The 19,627-nt window shown below is 73.4% G+C and carries 14 protein-coding genes; 7 read left to right on the top strand and 7 right to left on the bottom strand.

Translation table 11 applies throughout. The annotated features are described in order from the left end of the window. Nucleotides 1-18: 18 nt before the first annotated feature. Nucleotides 19-2,562 (top strand): nitrate- and nitrite sensing domain-containing protein, encoded by a 2,544-nt coding sequence (locus ACLJN9_RS22920; protein ID WP_410813546.1) that lies wholly within the window; start codon nt 19-21, stop codon nt 2,560-2,562. 5 nt (nt 2,563-2,567) lie between these two features. Further along, complete coding sequence (locus ACLJN9_RS22915; RefSeq protein ID WP_410813635.1) at nt 2,568-2,981, top strand: roadblock/LC7 domain-containing protein; 414 nt, start codon at nt 2,568-2,570, stop codon at nt 2,979-2,981. Between the two features lie 78 nt (nt 2,982-3,059). Here ACLJN9_RS22915 and ACLJN9_RS22910 read toward each other — a convergent pair whose 3' ends face one another. Continuing rightward, nucleotides 3,060-4,403: a GH1 family beta-glucosidase gene (locus ACLJN9_RS22910; RefSeq protein WP_410813545.1), complete on the bottom strand. Its 1,344-nt coding sequence runs from the start codon at nt 4,401-4,403 to the stop codon at nt 3,060-3,062. A gap of 807 nt (nt 4,404-5,210) precedes the next feature. Here ACLJN9_RS22910 and ACLJN9_RS22905 point away from each other — a divergent pair. Further along, nucleotides 5,211-8,111 (top strand): glycoside hydrolase family 48 protein, encoded by a 2,901-nt coding sequence (locus ACLJN9_RS22905; protein ID WP_410813544.1) that lies wholly within the window; start codon nt 5,211-5,213, stop codon nt 8,109-8,111. A 313-nt stretch (nt 8,112-8,424) separates the two neighbouring features. On the opposite strand, the gene ACLJN9_RS22900 is transcribed toward ACLJN9_RS22905, so the two are convergent. Next, nucleotides 8,425-9,105, bottom strand: coding sequence for a DUF3159 domain-containing protein (locus ACLJN9_RS22900; protein ID WP_410813634.1), 681 nt, complete (start codon nt 9,103-9,105; stop codon nt 8,425-8,427). A 136-nt stretch (nt 9,106-9,241) separates the two neighbouring features. Between ACLJN9_RS22900 and ACLJN9_RS22895 the strand changes: the two genes are divergently transcribed. Next, a complete protein-coding gene (locus ACLJN9_RS22895; protein WP_410813633.1) occupies nt 9,242-10,129 on the top strand; it encodes a phosphatase PAP2 family protein in 888 nt (295 codons plus the stop codon). Then, a complete protein-coding gene (locus ACLJN9_RS22890) occupies nt 10,126-10,800 on the top strand; it encodes a maleylpyruvate isomerase N-terminal domain-containing protein (RefSeq protein ID WP_410813632.1) in 675 nt (224 codons plus the stop codon). The genes ACLJN9_RS22895 and ACLJN9_RS22890 overlap by 4 nt, the downstream gene beginning before the upstream one ends. A 7-nt stretch (nt 10,801-10,807) precedes the next feature. Here the strand turns inward: ACLJN9_RS22890 and ACLJN9_RS22885 are convergent, their stop codons facing one another. Both ACLJN9_RS22885 and ACLJN9_RS22880 read right to left on the bottom strand, forming a co-directional pair. Then, on the bottom strand, nt 10,808-11,671 hold the full coding sequence (locus tag ACLJN9_RS22885) for a DUF1028 domain-containing protein (protein WP_410813543.1): 864 nt from the start codon (nt 11,669-11,671) through the stop codon (nt 10,808-10,810). 51 nt (nt 11,672-11,722) lie between these two features. Beyond that, nucleotides 11,723-12,943 carry a low temperature requirement protein A gene (locus ACLJN9_RS22880; protein ID WP_410813542.1) on the bottom strand — a complete coding sequence of 407 codons (1,221 nt, stop codon included), beginning with the start codon at nt 12,941-12,943 and terminating at the stop codon, nt 11,723-11,725. A 154-nt stretch (nt 12,944-13,097) separates the two neighbouring features. Between ACLJN9_RS22880 and ACLJN9_RS22875 the strand changes: the two genes are divergently transcribed. Further along, on the top strand, nt 13,098-14,081 hold the full coding sequence (locus tag ACLJN9_RS22875; RefSeq protein ID WP_410813541.1) for an LLM class F420-dependent oxidoreductase: 984 nt from the start codon (nt 13,098-13,100) through the stop codon (nt 14,079-14,081). Continuing rightward, on the top strand, nt 14,078-14,869 hold the full coding sequence (locus ACLJN9_RS22870) for an SDR family oxidoreductase (protein WP_410813540.1): 792 nt from the start codon (nt 14,078-14,080) through the stop codon (nt 14,867-14,869). The genes ACLJN9_RS22875 and ACLJN9_RS22870 overlap by 4 nt, the downstream gene beginning before the upstream one ends. 77 nt (nt 14,870-14,946) lie before the next feature. Here ACLJN9_RS22870 and ACLJN9_RS22865 read toward each other — a convergent pair whose 3' ends face one another. The 3 genes from ACLJN9_RS22865 to ACLJN9_RS22855 form a co-directional block, all read right to left on the bottom strand. Next, entirely contained in the window at nt 14,947-17,316 is a 2,370-nt protein-coding gene (locus tag ACLJN9_RS22865; RefSeq protein WP_410813631.1) for a DUF3488 and transglutaminase-like domain-containing protein, read from the bottom strand. 77 nt (nt 17,317-17,393) lie between these two features. After that, nucleotides 17,394-18,602, bottom strand: coding sequence for a DUF58 domain-containing protein (locus ACLJN9_RS22860; RefSeq protein WP_410813539.1), 1,209 nt, complete (start codon nt 18,600-18,602; stop codon nt 17,394-17,396). Between the two features lie 14 nt (nt 18,603-18,616). Next, on the bottom strand, nt 18,617-19,612 hold the full coding sequence (locus ACLJN9_RS22855) for an AAA family ATPase (RefSeq protein ID WP_410813538.1): 996 nt from the start codon (nt 19,610-19,612) through the stop codon (nt 18,617-18,619). Nucleotides 19,613-19,627 lie beyond the last annotated feature (15 nt).

Below are 19,627 nucleotides of genomic sequence, written 5' to 3'. Positions count from 1 at the left end.
CCGACGGAGGAGGCAGGGGTGGCGGTAGGTCCCGACCCGGCGACCGGTGAGGTGTCGAACCATCGCCGTCGTCGATTCGACGTCCGGGTCGTTCCGCATCGCCGCCGCTCGCCGTTCCGGCTACGGGACTGGCGGATGAGCACCAAGCTGGCCACCGTGCTGCTGGTGCCGTCGATGGCGTTCCTGGTGCTCGCCGGTGTGCAGACGAGCGCGCTGGTGGGCCGGACCACGGCGCTGAACGACTTCGCCCGTCAGGTGGCGATCGGTCGGCAGATCACCGCGGTCGTGCACCAGCTCCAGCAGGAGCGGGACCGCTCCGCGGGGGAGTTGGGGGAGCTGCGTGTCGGCGGCGACCGGGAGGCCTCGGCCGCGGCCCTGAAGCCGTTGCAGTCGGCGACCGATCGGGCCATCGTGGACCTGCGCCGGGCGGCCGTGCCGCTGGCCGACGCCGACGCCTCCTGGCGGGTCGCCTACTCCGAGGTGCTGGAGGCCTACGACCAGGTGGTGGACATCCGGCCGGCGATCCCGCCGGCGGTGCTCAGCAACGACACCATCCTGAGCAACTACCACCGGGCCGTCGACGCGCTGCTCGACCTGCTGGCCGAGCCGACGCCGGGCCAGGAACGGCCGGCGTTGAGCGACGCCGTGCTGCGCTACGTCCAGCTGGCCCGGGTCAAGGAGCTCTCCTCACGGGTCCGTGGTCAGCTCTACGCGGCCTCGCGCGCCGGCCGGTACGGCACGGAGGACCGGGTGCGGCTCACCGACCTGCGCGCCCAACAGCTCACCGCACTCGGCGCGTTCCGGGTGGCCGCGACCACCGAGCAGATCCGCCGGTACGACCAGACGTCGGTGGAGCCGATGTTCGTGGTCGCCACCAGGCTGGAGGAACGCAGTCTGCCGTCCGGTGACTCGCCGCCCGAGGTGCTGCCCTCGGAGCAGTGGTGGTCGGCCAGTCAACAGCGTCAGGAGCTGTTGCGGCAGGTCGAGGCGGGGGTTCTGGACGACGCCGTGCGGCAGGCCGACGACGTCAGCAGCGGCCAGCTGCGGACGACGCTGCTCGTGGTGGGCGGCATCGTGGCGGTGCTGCTGGGCGCTCTGGTGATCTCACTGCTCGTCGGCCGGTCGGTCGCCCGGTCGATGCGGCTGCTCCGCAGCCAGGCGCTGCGGATCGCGCAGGTCGAGCTGCCGGACGCGCTGGACCGGTTGCGGACCGTCACCGGCGGCGTGCCCGACATCGAGGTGGCGCCGGCGGTGGTCCGCTCGCTCGACGAGATCGGCGAGCTGGCCGAGGCGTTCGTGGCGGTGCACCGCAGTGCGGTCACCGTCGCCGTCGAGCAGGCGCTGATGCGGCGCAACGTCAACGCGATGTTCGTCAACCTGGCCCGGCGCAGTCAGGTGCTGGTGGAGCGCCAGTTGGAGCTGCTGGACGATCTGGAGCGCGAGGAGGGCGATCCGGACCAGCTGGAGAACCTGTTCAAGCTCGACCACCTGGCCGCCCGGATGCGCCGTAACGACGAGAGCCTGCTGGTGCTGGCCGGCACCGACTCGACCCGACGCTGGAACCGGCCGGTGGGCCTCGGCGCGGTGCTGCTGGCCGCAGCCGCCGAGATCGAGCAGTACCAGCGGGTCCGCCTGGAGTCGGTGGGTGACGTGTACGTGGTCGGGCACGCCGTCGGTGAGCTGGTGCACATGCTGGCCGAGCTGCTGGAGAACGCCACCGCCTTCTCCCGCCCGGATACGGTCGTGGCGGTGACCGCCTGGGTCGAGGTCGGGTCCGCGTTGGTCGAGATCGCCGACCGTGGCCTGGGCATGAGTCCGGCCGCGCTGGCCGGGGCGAACGCGACGTTGGCCAGTCCGCCGGCCGCGGACGTGGCGGCGGTCGAGCGGATGGGCCTGTTCGTGGTCAGCCACCTGGCCGCCCGGCTCGGGGTGCGGGTGCGGCTGGGTGGCGGTCAGGATGGTCTCGTCGCCCAGCTCGTGCTGCCCGCCGCGTTGCTGGCTCCGGCGGGCGCGATGGAGTTGGATGCGCCGGCGCCGGCCCGGATGCTGGCCGCGAGCGCCGCTCGCGGCAAGGGAGCTCAGCGGGTGCCCGGCGCCACCCGGGCGACCGGCGCGCCGGGGCCGGCCGTGGCGCCGCTGGACCTGCCGGTGGCCGGCCGCCGCCCGCCGGGGGCCGCGGTGCCGCGCCAGGCCCGCCCGGTGCCGGTCCGGGCCGAGGACGTGCCCGCCCCGACGCCGTCGGGCAACGGCGACGGCTGGTGGTCCCGGCAGGGCCCGAGAGCGCCTGCCGGGCCGATGCCGGTCGTGCCGCCGGCCACCCCGGTGACCGCCGGCACGAACGAGCGGGGCCTGCCGGTGCGGGTGCCGATGGCACAGCTTTCCGCGGTCACCCGCCCGGCCCGGCCGGAAGCGGCGCCGGCGCGCGACGACCTGGACCCGGAGGCGGTCGGTGGCATGCTGTCCCGGCTCTACAGCGGGGTACGGCGAGCCGAGGCCGAGGACACCACCGAGATATCCGTGCCACCGTCCGGGGGGCACGATGAAGGGGGACGACGACAGTGACGACGTTGAGCCAGGAGGCACGGGACCTGAGCTGGCTGGTGGGCGCGTTCGCGGAGCGGGTGCCGGGTGTGGCGCACGCCGTGGTGGTCTCCTCCGACGGGCTGCTCGTGGCGATCTCCGACAACCTGCCCCGCGACCACGCGGACAAGCTCGCCGCGGTGACGTCCGGCCTGATGAGCATCACCGCGGGCGCGGCCCAGATGTTCGACGGCGACGTCGTCAAGCAGACGGTCGTGGAGATGGGCCGGGGCTACTTCCTGGTGATGCAGGTGCGGGACGGGTCGATCCTGGCCACGCTGGCCGCCGGGGACGCCGACATCGGCGTGGTGGGCTACGAGATGGCCCGGCTCGCCAAGCAGGCGGGAGAGATGCTCACCCCCGCGTTGCGGGCGGAGCTGCAGCAGGCTCTGCCCCGTTGACGCCGCCGGCCGCGTCCCGGACGGTCACCGGCTCACCGGAGCCGAACACCGTCCGGGCCCGGCCGTCCGGGTCGCCGTTCAGAGGCCGCCGTCGGAGATGACCGACCGGTACCAGTGGGCGCTGCGCTTGAGCACCCGCCGTTGGGTGGAGTAGTCCACGTAGACCAGTCCCCACCGCTGGTCGTACCCCTCGGCCCATTCGAAGTTGTCGAGTAGTGACCAGACGTGGAAGCTCTCCAGCGGCACGCCGTCGGCGATGGCCCGGTGGGCGGCGGCCAGGTGCTCGCGCAGGAAGGTGATCCGGCCGGCGTCGTCGACGGTGTCGTCCGTGGCCAGGGTGTCCGGGGTCGGCAGCCCGTTCTCGGTGACGGTGAGCGGGATCGGGCCGTAGTCGCGGGTGACCCGGGTCAGGATGTCGTACATCCCGTCGGGGTAGATCTGCTGCCACTCGGCTACGGACGTCGGCCAGCGGTGCTCGGTGCGGCCGTCGGCGGTCACGTAGATGGGCGTGTAGTACTGCACGGCCAGCAGGTCGACCGGGGAGGAGATGACCGCCAGGTCGCCGTCGTGGATGCCGCGGACCATCCGGCTCCGGGCGCCCAGGTCGGCCAGCACGTCCTGCGGGTAGCTGCCCTTGAGGACGGAGTCGAGGTAGAGGCGGTTCTCGTACCCGTCGTAGAGCTGGGCGGCCGCGGCGGCCTCCGGTGTGTCGTCCGCGGCGTAGCAGGGGTGCAGGTTGAGCGCGGGCCCGATCCGGCCGGTGCCGCCGACGGCGCGTAGTGCGCGGACGGCGAGCCCGTGGGCGAGTTGCAGGTGGTGGGCGACCAGGTAGGCGGCGTCCGGGTCCTGCCGGCCGGGGGCGTGGTGGCCGCTGAGGTAGCCGTTCTGCACCACGGTCTTGGGCTCGTTGATGGTGAGCCAGGCCGGCACCCGGTCACCGAGGGCGCGGAAGACCGCGTCGGCGTAGTCGGCGAAGCGGTGGGCGGTGTCCCGGAACTCCCAGCCGCCAGCGTCCTGCAACGCCTGCGGCAGGTCCCAGTGGAACAGGGTGGCCATCGGGGCGATACCGCGCTCGTGCAGGCCGTCCAGGAGCCGGCGGTAGAAGTCGAGCCCGCGCTGGTTGGGTGCGCCGGTGCCGTCGGGCTGGATCCGTGGCCAGGAGATGGAGAAGCGGTAGCTGCGCAGGCCGAGGTCGCGCATCAGGTCCAGGTCTTCGGCGTACCGGTGGTAGTGGTCGGCGGCGACGTCGCCGGAGTCGCCGTTGCGGGTGCGTCCGGGGACACGGCTGAAGGTGTCCCAGATCGACTCGCCGCGGCCGTCCTCCTTGGCGGCGCCCTCGATCTGGTACGCGGAGGTGGCCGCGCCCCAGCCGAAGTCGCGGGGAAAGCGCAGCGGGCCGGCGGGCCCGGTAGGCATCGACATGGATTCTCCTCGTGGATACGGGGCCGCCGCCGAAATTCGGGAGCGCTCCCAGAATAGGCCAGGGGCGGCGGGGCCCGTCAGTCGGCCGTCGTGTGGGCCGGTGGTGTCGGGTTGAGGCGGTACGGACCCCCGGACAGCGAACGAGGCCGACCGGGCGGCGCGGCGCGCCTGTCCCGTCGGCCTCTTTTCCCATCGTGTCCGGGGGTTTAGTGTGGGGACGGAGGAGGGCAACCCCCGTCCCCACCGTAACTGCACACGCACGGGCGGAATGTGGGTCCTGCCGTGCGTGTCGCGCGGGAGCCGGGCCACGCGAGTGGCTCTGGTTCCACCTCCCTCCCTGTGCGGGACGATGACTGACGGCGGTGTCCGGGCTGGCCCGTCGTCAGCCTTCGGGCTGGTCGCCGGGTCCGTCGAAGACGGTCCCGGCGATCTTCTTGTTGGAACCTTCGTCGATGGAAGCGCTCCCATCGATGATGCTGCGACTGTAACGCCCGTCACGGCTTTGTGAAAGACCCAAAACGAGATCGAAACACGGCTCTGCTCCGGGTCGCCCCGCGCTTGCCGTGGGAGCGCTTCCATGTCAGACTGTCGATTCAATACGGCAGGAGCCAGATCGCGCCACGCGGGTTCGCCGAGGGCAACCGGGAGCACCACCTCCGGTCACGGCCACCCGACCGCACCGCCGATCCCCGGCCGGGCCCGGGGCGACCACCTTCCCGGCGCCTCGACATCCCCGCGCACCACCACCCCCGCGGGCAGGCGCCCCGCCGGGATCCACCCGGCCTGGTCCGAGGAGACACCGCGCACATGAGACAACTGGCACGACGCCGTCGAGTGGCGATCATCGCCGCCGCCGCGCTCGCCGCCGGCGGGGTGACCCTGCCCGCCGGCGCCGCGCAGGCCGCACCCGCCTGCGACGTGGTCTACGCGACCAACGACTGGAACACCGGCTTCAGCGCCAACGTGACGATCAGGAACCTCGGTGACCCGGTCACCGGCTGGACGCTGACCTTCGCCTTCCCCGGCAACCAACGCGTCACCCAGGGCTGGTCGGCGCGATGGAGCCAGACCGGCAACCAGGTCACCGCGACCAACGAGTCGTGGAACGGCAACCTCGGTACCGGTGCCAGCGCCAACATCGGCTTCAACGGCTCCTACACCGGCACCAACGCCAAGCCCACCTCGTTCGCCGTCAACGGGGTCACCTGCGGCGGCGCGGCACAGCAGCCGCCCACCGTCGGGCTCACCGTGCCGGCCGGCCCGTTCCAGGCACCCGCCGACGTGCCGTTGACCGCCACCGCCACCGACCCGGACGGCACCGTCAGCAAGGTCGAGTTCTACCGCAACGGCCTGTTGGTCAACACCGACACCACCGCCCCGTACGCCTACACCCTCGACGACCTGCCGGCGGGCGCCTACACGGTGCAGGCCAAGGCGTACGACAACACCAACCTCAGCGCCACCGCCGAGAGGTCGTTCACCGTCAGTCCGGCCGCCGGACCGACGCTGATCGCCACCCCCTCCGCGGTCACCGTTGCCGAGGGCGGCAGCTCCACGGTCAACCTCAAGCTCAGCGCCGCCCCGACGGGCACCGTGCCGGTCACCCTGACCCGCACCGGTGACGCCGACATCACCGTCGCACCCGCCACGGTCAGCCTCACCCCGAGCAACTGGAACACCGGGGTCACGGTCACCGTCGCGGCGGCCGAGGACGCCGACACCGCCGGTGGCACCGCCACCGTCACCGCCTCGGCGACCGGCTACGCGCCCCTCGCCGTCACCGCCACCGAGGTCGACAACGACGTGCCCGGCGGCGACAACGTCTACACCGCGCGCTTCCTGGACCAGTACAACAAGATCAAGAACTCGGGCTACTTCAGCCCCGAGGGCGTGCCGTACCACTCGGTCGAGACGCTGATCGTCGAGGCGCCCGACCACGGGCACGAGACCACCTCGGAGGCGTTCAGCTTCTGGCTCTGGCTGGAGGCGCAGTACGGGCGGGTCACCCAGAACTGGGCCCCGTTCAACAACGCCTGGACAGTGATGGAGAAATATATAATTCCGAATCATTCCGACCAGCCAACAGCTGGTGCCCCGGGTACGCCGCAGTACGCCGCCGAGCACGACCTGCCCAGCCAGTACCCGTCGGTGCTGGAGCCGTCCGTCCCGGTCGGCCAGGACCCGCTGCGTGGCGAGCTGCAGAACACCTACGGCACCGGTGACATCTACGGCATGCACTGGCTGCTGGACGTGGACAACACCTACGGCTTCGGCCGCTGCGGCAACGGCACCACCAAGCCGGCGTACATCAACACCTTCCAGCGGGGCACCCAGGAGTCGGTCTGGGAGACCGTGCCGCAGCCGTCCTGCGACACCTTCGCCCACGGCGGCCCGAACGGCTACCTGGACCTGTTCATCAAGGAGTCCGGTGCCTCGGCGAAGCAGTGGAAGTACACCAACGCCCCGGACGCCGACGCGCGGGCCGTGCAGGCCGCCTACTGGGCGCTGACCTGGGCGAAGGCGCAGGGCAAGCAGGCCGACGTCGCGGCCACCGTGGCCAAGGCCGCCAAGATGGGCGACTACCTGCGCTACGCCATGTTCGACAAGTACTTCAAGAGGATCGGCAACTGCGTCGGTGCCAGCGCCTGCCCGGCCGCCAGCGGCAAGGACTCGGCGCACTACCTGCTCTCCTGGTACTACGCCTGGGGCGGCGCGTACGACGCCGGCCAGAACTGGTCCTGGCGGATCGGGTCCAGCCACAACCACTTCGGCTACCAGAACCCGTTCGCGGCCTGGGCGCTGACCAACACCCCGGAGCTCAAGCCGGCCTCGCCGACGGCGGTCGCCGACTGGACCAAGAGCTTCGAACGGCAGCTGGAGTTCTACACCTGGCTGCAGTCCGCCGAGGGCGGCATCGCCGGTGGCGCCACCAACAGCTGGGGCGGCAACTACGGCCAGCCGCCGGCCGGCACCTCCACCTTCTACGGCATGTTCTACGACGTCGACCCGGTCTACAACGACCCGCCGTCCAACCAGTGGTTCGGCATGCAGGCCTGGTCGATGCAGCGCATCGCCGAGCTGTACCTGCAGACCGGCAACGCCAAGGCCAAGGCACTGCTGGACAAGTGGGTGCCCTGGGCGATCGCCAACACCACCGTGGGCGCCAACTGGTCGATCCCGTCGGACATGAGGTGGACCGGCCAGCCGACCACCTGGAACCCCGCCAACCCGCAACCCAACACCAACCTGCACGTCGAGGTCACCGTCAAGGGCCAGGACGTCGGCGTCGCCGCCGCCTACGCCCGAACCCTGATCGCGTACGCGTCGAAGTCGGGCAACGTGGCGGCCAAGAACACCGCCAAGGGTCTGCTCGACGGGCTCTACGCCGCCAGTGACGCCAAGGGCGTCTCGAAGCCCGAGAAGCGTGGCGACTACCGACGCTTCGACGACACCTACGACGCGGCCACCGGTCAGGGCACCTACATCCCGCCCGGCTGGACCGGAAAGATGCCCAACGGCGACACCATCGCCGCCGGCAAGAGCTTCCTCGACATCCGCTCCTCCTACAAGAACGACCCGGACTGGCCCAAGGTGCAGGCGTACCTGAACGGCGGCCCGGAACCCACCTTCACCTACCACCGGTTCTGGGCTCAGGCCGACGTCGCCATGGCGTACGCCGACTACGGCAACCTGTTCCCGAACGGCTGAGAGCCACCCGGGGTGGGCGACATCGATCGTCCACCCCGGGTCCGGCCGGGTTCGGATGGACGACGGAACCCGGCCGCGGACGGCCTGACACCCACGGTCAGGCCGGGGGTGGGCCGGCCGTCCGGTCAACGCAGCGGGTCGGTCGGCCCGCCCCACCGCCCGGTCTGGAGGCTGTCGCGAAAAAGCCCAGAAATTCGGGCCGTCACGGGATCACACCGATGACCGTGACGGAGTAACGTACGTCACCGGAGAGGCCGCTCCCCCCGTGGCGGCCTCTCCACTTATGTGCCTGCCACCGCCCTGCCGGGCGGGGTCACCCGGGCGGATCGGCGGGCTCGCCGGTCACCGGGTGACGCACCCCCGGATGCCCGGGCGGCAGCGACCGACGCAGCACCACCCAACTCAGCGCCAGCGCCGCCGCGACCAGCGGCCAGGTCAGCGCAACCCGGGCCACCACCAGCGCGAGCACCTGCCCGCCCAGATACAGCGGCACGAACACCGCCAGCCGCAGCAGGTAGGTGGCCGTCCACACCCAACTGGCCCGGCCGTAGGCGCCCAGCAACGCCGGATCGCGCCGCCAGCGGGCTCGCTGGCCCAGCGCCGCACCCACCAGCACCCCGAGCAGCGGCCACCGCACCACGATGCTGACCGCCCAGGCCAGCGCGCTGGCCGCGTTGGAGAGCACCTGGATCAGAAAGAAGTTCTCGGCCCGGCCGGTGCGTACCGCGATCAATGCCGCGACGCAGACCGCGAGCAGGCCGATCAGCACCGAGCGCGGTCGGTCACCACGACGCAGCCGTACGCCGGCCACCACCGCGCCGACGGCTACCGCCGCGCCGACCCCGGCCCACAGCGATTCGCTGCCGAGCAGCCAACCCGCCGCGAACGCCAGCGGCGGCAGGGTGGCGTCGACGGCGCCGTTCCGGCCGCCCAGCAGATCCGCCAACGACTCGACCCGGGGCGGCTCGTCAGGACCCCGGTCGAGCCCGGCCAGCTTGTCCGCATCGGACGCGGCCTGGCCGGCGTCCCGCTCCGGTATGCCCCCCACCGCCACCTCCTCGCCTGCGTCCAACCTAACCGTCGACCGCCGGTGGGCCACCGGCCGGCCGGCCGACACCGGCCGCTACGGTGTGCGGATGCGAGCGACGGCACGGGGTTGGACGGCGGTCTGGTTGGTGGTGCTGGCCCTTGCCCAGACGGCCCTGTTCCTCATCCTCTGGCGGGTGGCCGTGCACACCGAGATCGGCCAGTGGGTCGACACCGTGGCGCTGACCGGCAACCGGATCGGCCAAGCCCGCATCGACGGCCCGGTGGACAGGATCCTCAATGCGATGTCGGTGGTCTCCCTGTTGGCCGCCACGGCGACGATCGGGTTCATCGCCCTCATCCGCGGGCGGATCGCCCTGGCCATCACCGCGACCCTGCTGATCGCCGGCGCGAACGTCACCACCCAGCTGCTGAAGCACGGGCTGAGCCGGCCGGACTACGGCCTCGACCCGGAGCGCGTCTTCGTCGGTAACAGCCTGCCCAGCGGGCACACCACGGTGGCCGCGTCGGTGGCGGTCGCGCTGATGCTCGTGCTGCCGCCCAAGGTTCGGGCCGTCGGTGTCTTCCTCGCCACCGCCTACGCCGCCGCCGCCGGGGTCGCCACCCTCTCCGCCGGCTGGCACCGGCCCAGCGACGCGGTCGCCGCCTACCTGGTGGTGGGCGTCTGGGCCGCGCTGGCCGGGATCGTCCTGCTGATAACCCAGCGGGAGCAGGCCGAGGTCGCACCCGGCGATGCGCACCGACTCGCCGCGCTGCTGCTCGGCGTGGCCGGTGTGCTCGCCCTGATCGTCTGCGGGCTGGCCCTGTCCTGGCTGGTCGAGCTGCGCGGCACCGGGCCGGGCGAGCTGAGCCGCCGACCGCTCTTCGTCGGGTACGCAGGCTCCGCCGCCGGCATCGCCGGCACGATGGCCGTGGTGATGGCGCTGATACTCACGGTCGTGCACCGCCTGGTGCCGCGGGTCAAAGGCTGAGCGTGGATCTTGTTCGGGTGGCGTTCCGCACCGAGTGCGTCCGGCTCACCGAGATCCTGACCGAGCTGGACACCGCCGACCTCGACCGGATGACCGACTGCCCGCCGTGGACCGTCCGGGAGTTGATCGCCCACGTGCGCGTCGGCGCCGGCCGGCTGACCGACACGCTGGCCGCGCCGGCCCCGCCGCGCGCCGAGGTGGACGCCGCCGGCTACTTCGGTACGGCGAAATTCACCCCGGAGGTGGACGCCGACCGGATCGCCGGCGGCCGGCGCGACGCGTGGCAGGGGGACCGGACGGCGCTGCCGATCGATTTCGACCGGGCGTGGCGGGCCGCCGACGCGGCGGTCGCCGCGGCACCGCCCGGGCGGGTGATCCGGACCCGGCACGGCGACGCGATGCTCGTCTCCGAGTTCCTGTGGACCCGGGTGCTCGAGGTGGGCGTGCACGGCCTGGACCTGGCTGCGGCGCTGGACCGACCGCCGTGGCTCACCGCGCCGGCGGCGGCGGTGATCGCCGACCTGCTCACCGGTGGGCGACCGGCGCCAGCCGGGCTGGGCTGGGACCGGCCGACCCTGATCCGCAAGACCACCGGGCGGGCGGCGTTGACCCCCTCGGAGCGGTCGACGATCGACGCGGCGGGTTACCTCTGGCTCGCGTTCGGCCGCTGAACGCCGGTCAGGTCGCGGAGCGGGGCGCGGGCACGTGCGGGGCGACACCGCGCAGGTGCGTCAGCACCACCGGGTCGATCCGCCCCGGCACCAACCGCTCCTCCAGGTTCTCCAGCCCGGCCCAGGAGATCAGAGCCGCCTCCGGCCCGTCGTTGCTCACCGGGTGACCCAACGCGGTGAGCAACACCGCCACCTCGTCGGCGACGGCACCGGTCAGGTCGAGCAGCGTGGCCGGGTCGGGCCGGCTGAACAGCAGGGTGTGCACGCCGAGCAGCCGACCCAGCTCGGCGACCGGGTCGGGGTGGTCGTCGACCCGCAGGTCCACCAGCACGTCGCTCCTGCCGCCGTACCCCGCGCCGCGCTCGACCACCAGCAGGCCGGCGCTCTGCCGGCCCCGCCGGTCGCCGCCGGCCTCGTCACCGGCGCGCAGCGCGGCCACCAACCGCTCGGCGAACGGCAGCGTCGAACCGGCCAGCCAGGCGTCGCCCAGCGCGTCGACGACCTCCGGGCCGGTGAGCACATTGCCCTGCGCAGCCCAACCGTCACCGGTACGTCCGCCGGCCCACGGGTGACAGGCCGGCCCCGTCCAACTGGCGCCCGGACCGCTGGCCCCCACCACGCCGAGCTGGCGGTGCTCCCGCTCGGCGTCGGCGGCGATCAGGCCGGCCACCACGTCGGCAGCCGGCACACCGGTGCGCAGCAGGGTCAGCCCCTGCGGGCGGTAGGCGAGGTTGACGTGCGCCTGAGTGGCCAGGGCGCCGGTCTCGGCCTCCGCGGCCGGCACCAGCGCCCCGGCGGCGAGGAATTTGCTGGCCACCACGACACCGTGCAACCGGCCGTCGGCGGAGCGGGCCACGAGGGAGAAGGTCACCCGCCGAGACTAACCTGCCGCGCCGACCTGACATCGCCGCGTGTCGATCGCTCAGAACGGTGTGGCGGCCGCCTCCGGTGGTGCGCCCCGCGCTCGCCACGCATCGACGACGGCCACGGCGATCAGCACCAGCACCCCGACGGCGCTGGCAGCCAGTCCCGGAAGGAACAGCAACGGCACCGCCGCCGCGGCCAGCACCAGGATGGCGATCCACCGGGACGGGGAGACCCGCCCGAACACCTCGTACTCGAAGCGGGCCCGACCGGCCAGGAACAGCGCCGGCCCTCCGACGACCATGGTCAGCCACGACCCCGGGAGCCGCTCCAGCGGATGGTCGATGAGCAACTCGTACCCGACCGCGGTGGCGGCGAGACCCACCACCATGAGCAGGTGGGTGTCGGCCGCCGAGCGGCCGATGTTGGCCGGGTGGCGGGCCATCATCACCGCCTCGCCCAGGATCTGCCCGGCGCGCTGGACGTAGATCCGCCAGAGCACGATCGAGGTGGCCAGCGCCAGCGCGAACGCCGAGGCGTGCCCCCACTCGTACGGCCCCTTGCTGTACGCGAAACCGGCCACCAGGATCGTCTCGCCCAACGCGACGAGGAAGAACTGCTGGTACCGCTCGGCCAGATGCTCCCCGGCGATCTCCCACTTCGACACCGTCGACCGCCCCAGCCCCGGCACCGGCCAGCCACACCGGGCAGCCACGTACTCGATGGTCAACGCCGCCGCCCAGAGCGTCACCTTCGCGTTGGTCGGCAGCAGCGCTCCGGCGATCCAGAACACCCCGCTGACGGCGAACACCACCGCCATGCGCACCTTCAACCGGCGGTACGGGTGCGCTCCGAGCGCGATCGACAGGACAAGCGGGCGGGACACCTGGGCGACCACGTACCCCACCGCGAACATCAACCCGGTCTGGCTGAACGCCCGGGGAATCGCCACCCCCATCACCATGCTGCAGACCAGTGCGGTCAGCACGACGGTCTGCAGGGGTGCCATGTGCGGGTCGTACCGGCTGGTCGTCCACGCGGTGCCCTGCCAGAGCGCCCAGAGCGCCAACAGCAGCAGCAGCGTCTTGCCGCTCGCGGTCACGGCCGCCCAGCCGTGCACCCGACCGGGCTCGTGGGTCAGGTCCTCGAACGCGCGCGTGGAGATCCGGGTGAGCGCGAAGACGTAGACCAGGTCGAAGAAGAGCTCCAGGAAGGTGGCCCGGTGGACAGCGGCGTCCGCACGCAGCGGTTGCAGGCGTCCCGACGCCCCGGAACCCATGGTCAGCGGCCTGCGCCGTCGGTTCGCTCCACCTCGAAGTCGTAGCACCGTCCGCCGCGGAGGCGGCCTGATACCGGCAAATCCGCCCGGTCCGGGGATCTTGCTCCTGGACCCCGTCAACGGGCACGATCGATCGGTGACGAATCGATGGGGCATGACTGTGCCGTTGGGCGGGATCCCGTTGGCAGACCACGCCGCGGTCTACGCGACGCTCGACCGGGCCGGGTTCACCGACGTCTGGTCGTCCGAGGTCGCCGGGACCGACGCGTTCACCCCTCTGGCGCTCGCCGCGGCCTGGCAGCCCCGGCTGCGGCTCGGCACCGCGATCACCCCCGTCTTCACCCGAGGGCCCGGGCTGCTGGCGATGAGCGCGGCGGCGCTGGCCGAGGCCGCGCCCGGCCGGTTCTCGCTCGGCATCGGCGCGTCCTCGCCCGTGCTGGTGCGGGACTGGAACGCGGTGCGGTTCGATGAGCCGCTCCAGCGCACCCGGGACGTCCTGCGCTTCCTGCGCGCCGCGCTGCGCGGCGAGACCGTCGACGAGGTCTACGACACGTTCACCGTGCGTCGGTTCACCCTGGAACGGCCGCCGCCGGTGCCACCGCCGATCCTGCTCGCCGCCCTGCGCCCGGGAATGCTCCGGCTGGCCGGCGCCGAGGCCGACGGCGTCATCCTCAACTGGCTCAGCGCCGACGATGTGCCCCGCGCGCTCGCCGAGCTGGGCGAGCGCCGCACCGGCTTCGAGGTCGCCGCCCGGATCTTCGTCTGCCCCACCGAGGACGCCGGATACGCCCGGACGCTCGGCCGCCGGCTCATCACCAGCTACCTCACCGTCCCGGCGTACGCCGAATTCCACCGCTGGCTCGGCCGCGACGTGGTGCTGGCGCCGATGTGGCAGGCCTGGGCCGCCGGGAACCGGCGCGGCGCCGGCGCGGCTGTCCCGGACGAGGTGGTCGACGCGCTGGTGCTGCACGGGTCGCCGGAGCACTGCCGCGCCGAGGTGCGCCGCTATGCCGACGCCGGCGTGGACGTGCCGATCCTCGCGCTGCTGCCCACCCCCGAGGTGACCGCCGGCGGTGCGGCCGCACTGACGACCCTCATCGCCCGGTTGGGCGCCGACGAGGCAGGAGCGTCGACGTGAACCTCACCGACCGGATCGTGGTGGTCACCGGTGGCGCCGGCGGCATCGGCGCGGCCCTGTCCCGCCGTTTCGTCGCCGAGGGCGCCGCCGCCGTGGTGGTCGCCGACCTGGACGCCGACGCGGCCCGCGCGGTCGCCGAGGGCATCGGCCCGATCGCGCACGCCACCGCGCTCGACGTCACCGACGAGGATCAGGTCCGCGCGCTGGTCGACGACACCGAGCGGCGGTACGGCCGGATCGACCTGTTCTGCGCCAACGCGGGAGTGGCCACCGGCGGGGGAGTGGAGGTGGACGACGCCGGCTGGGACCGGGCGTGGCGGGTGAACGTGCTCGCCCACGTCTACTCGGCGCGGGCGGTACTGCCCGGGATGCTCGCCCGCGGCAACGGTCACCTGCTGCACACCTGCTCGGCGGCGGGCGTGCTGACCGCCGTGGGCGACGCGGCGTACACGGCGACGAAGCACGCGTCCGTGGGGTTCGCCGAGTGGCTGGCCGTCACCTACCGGGACCGGGGCATCCGGGTCAGCGCGCTCTGCCCGCAGGGCGTGGACACTCCGATGCTCGCCGACGGAATCGCCGAGGGTCACCTGGGCGCCCGGGTCATCGCCGCCTCCGGCGCGGTGCTCACCCCGGACCAGGTTGCCGACGCGACCATCGCCGGGCTGGCCGAGGAGCGATTCCTGATCCTTCCGCACCCGGAGGTCGCCGACTACGCACGCCGCCGCGCCGAGGACCCCGACGGCTGGCAGGCCGGCCTCCGCAAGCTGGTCCGCCGCCTGACCGCCTGACCCCCTCCGCCCGGTCGCCCCCGGTGATCAAGAGGTCTGCCTCAGGAATGGGTCCGGCGGTGACGCGACCCTCTTGATCACCGCAGGGAGTGGTTGGTCGGGCGGCGGCGCAGGGGAGCCGGGTGGGTGGACCAGAGCAGGCGGCGCCACCAGGGGCGGGCGGACCGCAGGGTGGCCACGTAGGCGGTGGTGACCTCGGCGGCCCGGTTCGCCTGGGCGGCGGTCGCCGCGCCCGGGGCGAAACCCACCTGATTGAGCAGGTCCGCCAACTCGTCGACGCCACCGACGTCCATGCCCGCGGCCCCGGGCCTGCCCCGGCGGCCGGTGACCAGGGCGGCTGCGAGGGCGTGGCGGGCATGGCCGGCCACCTCCGTGGCCGCCAGGTCGGCACCGACCGGCCGGCCGGCCAGCCGCAACGCGTCGGTGACCTCCCGCCAGGCGCCGACGATGCGCTGTTCGGGGTCGCCCCGCCCAAGCCGGGCGCGGGTGAGCGAGCGGCGCATCGCCAGCAGGGTGAGCAGCAGCGCACCCACCAGCAGCAGCAGACCACCGCTGCCACCGGCAACCAACACCGGGGTGGACACACCACCCCGACCGGTCGACCCGTCGAGGGCGGCGACCGGCTCCGGCGAGGCCGTCGGCTCCACGGTCGGCGCCGGTGCCTCCGATGGCGGCGGATCCTCCGGCGTCGGGCGGAAGTCCTCCTCCACCGGCCTCGGCTCGTTGTCCGGGCGGGGCAACGGGTTGAACGACACCCAGCCCAACCCGTCGAAGAGCACCTCCGGCCAGGCGTACGCGTCGCCGGCCCGTACCGGACCCTGCCCGCCGGACTGGAAGCCCACCACCACCCGGGTGGGTAGCCCGGTGAGCCGCCCGAGCACCGCGAACGCCGCCGCGAACTGCTCCGAGGTGCCCGCCTGCCCGCCGGCGTTGCGCGGTCCGAAGAGGAAGTAGCCCAGGTTCGGGTACGCGTGCCCGCTCGGGGCGTCCGCCGCCACCCGGTAGTGCTCGGCCAGGAACTGCTCGATGGCAGCCGCCCGCTCGTACGGGGCGCCGTTCTCCTCGGCGAGCTGCGCGGCCAGCCGGCGCAGCGGTTCGGGCACCCCGTCGGCGACCCGCAGTACCCGGGCCACCTCCGGGCCGGCCGGCACGTTGGCGGTGGCCAGCAGGTTGGCGTCCGGGCGCTCCTGAGCCGAGGTCACCGTGTACCGCAGCCCCGGCGACAGCCCCTCCGGCCGGATCAGGGTCCCGGTCGCCGGGTCGTACGCCACCCGGGCACCGCTGACCTCGCGGGGGGTGGCCATGGCGGGCAGCAGCCGGCCGCTCAGCTCGGCCACGGTGATCTGCTGCCGTACCGTTCGCACCGCGCTGTCCCGGGCCGGCGTCGAGGCCGGCAGGATCCGACCGGCGTTGCGGTACGTCGCGCCGACACGCCAGGTGACCCCGTCGTAGTCGCTGAGCACCGCCAGCCGGATCCGGACGCTGTCGCTGGCCGGGGTCGCCGGGCTGCCGGACGCGGCCGGACCCTTTCCGGTGTCGGCCCCGGTCGGGGCGCCGCCGGCGCTCGGCGCGCCGGAACCGACAGTGGTCACGTCGAGCAGCTTCTGCTCCGGGTGCAGCGCCCAACCCGAGATCCGGATCAGCGGGTTCTCGTCCAGCGTCTGCACCTGCGGCGGCTGCACGTACCGGCGGGGGTCCACCGGCCGACCGTCGACCTGCCCGGCGATCACCGGGCCGAGCAGCGCGACCATCCCGACCACCACCGCCACCCCGAGCGTCGCGCTGACGGCGAGCCGGAGCCGCACCGCCGCGCGTACCCCTGGAGTCAGGTCGGCGCTCGGATCGCCGCCGTCCGGCGGCCTGGCGGTGGGCGCCGCCAGGCCGACCGCCGCGACCGCGACGAACGCCAGCGTCACCCCGATCGCCGGTTCGGCGTTCGGGCCGACCACGTAGAGGGCGGCGGCGTAGAGACCCGCCGCCGGCAGGTAACCCAGCAGCACCCGGCCGCTGCGCAGAGCCACCTCCGCGCCGGCCAGCCCGGCCAGCCAGGCGGCAACCACCGGTACCAGCACCGTGTCCGGCGTGGGCTCCACCGGGATCATCGCGGTGAGCAGCCGTGGAATGCCGTTGCGCGCGGCGTCCGTGGTCACCTCCAGCAGGCCGCCCGGCAGGCCGGCGCGGGCGGCGGCCAGCCGCAGCGACCAGAGCGTCCAGCCGGCCATCGCGGCCACCGACACGGGCGCCACCAGCCAGGACGGCAGCCGCCGTGCCGCCACGCTGACCAGCACCGAACCGGCGGCGGCGCCGATGACCAGCCGGGTCAGCAGGTCGCCGGCGTACACCCGGCCGAGCACCAGCCCGGCCAGCGCGGTCAGCGCGATCAACGCCAGCGGGACGACGGACGCCCGCACCACCCGCAGCAGCCGACCGCCGGCCGGCTCGTTCAGCGGCGTACCCCGGCTCGGAACACCGTCGCGGGAGCCGACGGTGCGCGCGTCGCCTGGCCGCTGCGGGCCGACGCCCGTCACCACCGGCGCACCCCGTCCCACTCGGCGGCGAACTGCGCGCCGTCGGCCGCGTCGACCACCACCAGGCCGGCCGCGCCGGGCGGCGTCGCCTCGGCCGCGCCGAACACCCCGACAACCACCGACGGGTACGCGCCACGCAGCGCGCCGACGTGCCCCAACTCGGCGCGGCCGCCCGGCCCGGTCAGGAAGATCAGGGTGTCGCCGAGCCGGTCCTGCCGCAGCCGGGTGGTGGCCGCGCGCAACGCGTCGTCGTCATCGGAGAGGTCGGTGGCGGCGAGCCGGTCCAGTGGCCCGAGCCGGTGCCCGCCGGTCGGGTCGTCGTCCACGTCCACGCCGGGCCGATCGCCGTGCCCGCGCTCGGCCGGGTTCGCCGGTTCGGCGGCGACCAGCAGCAACAGCACCGGCAGGTCAGCGCGGTGCGCGGCGGTCACGACCGAGGCCGCTGCCTCGCAGGCCGACTCGAACGACTCCGCCACACCGTCCACCCGCTGCGAATGCGCGGCCGCACGGTTGTCCAGCAGTACGACCAGACGGGGCAGACTGGTGTCCACGTTCTCCCGCACCATCAGCTCGCCCACCCGGGCGCTGGTCCGCCAGTGCACCCGACGCAGCTCGTCGCCCACCACGTACTCCCGCAACGAGTCGAACGTGATCGACCCGTGCGGCACCCCGTCCAGCCGGCCGTCGAGACTGCGCCCCGCACCCCTCGGCACCGCCGTCAGCGGGTGGACCCGGGGGTGGACCCAGACCGGCGTCGTCGCACCGTACGGGCGGGCCAGCGCCACCAGGCCCAACGGATCGCGCCGGGTCACCCGCAGCGGCCCGACCGGCACCACCCCACGGCGGTGCGTCGGCACGTCGTAGCGGACCTCGGTGTCGCGGCCGGGTCGCAGGCGCAGCAGCGGCACCGGCACCGTACGGAGCCCGCACCGGTCCTCGGCCAGCAGATTCGCCGAGCGCCACCGCCCGGTGTTGCGGACGGTCAGGGTCATGCTGGCCGGCTCGCCGCGCGCAACCCGGTCCGGGTCGGCGGAACGGGCCACCGTCAGCCGGGGCCGCCAGGCCGCGGTCAGTGCGGCGTAGCCCACGGCCGCGCCGGCCGCCCCGCCGAGCAGCGTCAACTCGGGGTACGCGAACCGGAAGCCCATGCCCAGCAGCACGACGGCGGCGACGAGCAGCCCGACCCCCCGGGCGGTGATCCCCATGCCGCTGCTGCCGGTCAGCCCTGTACCGGGGCCGGCTGCCCCGACGGCAGCGGCACCGGCACCGAGGCGATGGCCTGGCGCAGCACCTCAACGGCGGTCAAGCCGCGCACCTGGGCATCCGGGGTGAGCAGCAGCCGGTGCGCGAACACCGATTCGGCGAGCGCCTTCAGATCCTCCGGCATGATCCAACCCCGACCGTCGATCAGCGCGTACGAGCACGCCGCCCGGGTCAGCGCGATCACGCCCCGGGGACTGACCCCGACGCGTACGTGCTGGTGGGTGCGGGTGGCGGCGGCGAGCCGGACCGCGTACGCGTAGAGCGGCTCGGCGATGTGCACCCGGCGGGCCATCCGGACCATCTCCCCGACGGTGGCGGTGTCGGTGACCGGCGTGAGCGCCTCGGGGGAGCGGACCGTCGCGCCGCGCAGCACCTCCACCTCGACCGCCTCGTCCGGGTAGCCGACGGAGAGCTTGACCAGGAAGCGGTCCAACTGCGCCTCGGGCAACCGGTAGGTGCCGTCCATCTCCACCGGGTTCTGCGTGGCCACCACCAGGAAGGGCTCCGGCACCGGGTGCCGGACCCCGTCGACCGTGACCGTGCGTTCCTCCATGACCTCCAGCAGCGCCGACTGGGTCTTCGGCGACGCCCGGTTGATCTCGTCGGCGATGACGATGTTGGCGAAGACCGGCCCCGGATGGAACTGGAAGTCACGGGTCGCCTGGTTGAAGATGGTCACCCCGGACACGTCCGAGGGGAGCAGGTCGGGCGTGAACTGGATCCGGCGCCACTGACCCTTGACGGTGGCGGCGATGGCCCGGGCCAGGGTCGTCTTGCCAACCCCGGGCACGTCCTCCAGGAGCACGTGACCCTGAGCGAAGAGCGCGGTCAGCGCCAGCCGGACCACCTGCGGCTTGCCGAGCACCACCGAATTGATGTTCTCGGCCAGTCGGGCGGCCAGGGCGGCGAAGCCCTGCACCTCCGGCTGGGTGAGCGGCTCGTGGGTGTTCACGGTCGGTGGTGCTCC

Source organism: Micromonospora sp. 067-2 (genome assembly GCF_046549295.1).
Taxonomy (GTDB): domain Bacteria; phylum Actinomycetota; class Actinomycetes; order Mycobacteriales; family Micromonosporaceae; genus Micromonospora.
The sequence above is the reverse complement of the archived record's forward strand: the minus strand, read 5'-3'. Positions and strand labels throughout refer to the sequence as shown.

Coding starts and splice junctions, on each gene's coding strand:
- ACLJN9_RS22910 (WP_410813545.1), bottom strand. CDS start 4,403: ATGTCGATGCCTACCGGGCCCGCCGGCCCGCTGCGCTTTCCCCGCGAC.
- ACLJN9_RS22905 (WP_410813544.1), top strand. CDS start 5,211: ATGAGACAACTGGCACGACGCCGTCGAGTGGCGATCATCGCCGCCGCC.
- ACLJN9_RS22880 (WP_410813542.1), bottom strand. CDS start 12,943: ATGGGTTCCGGGGCGTCGGGACGCCTGCAACCGCTGCGTGCGGACGCC.
- ACLJN9_RS22875 (WP_410813541.1), top strand. CDS start 13,098: ATGACTGTGCCGTTGGGCGGGATCCCGTTGGCAGACCACGCCGCGGTC.
- ACLJN9_RS22860 (WP_410813539.1), bottom strand. CDS start 18,602: ATGGGGATCACCGCCCGGGGGGTCGGGCTGCTCGTCGCCGCCGTCGTG.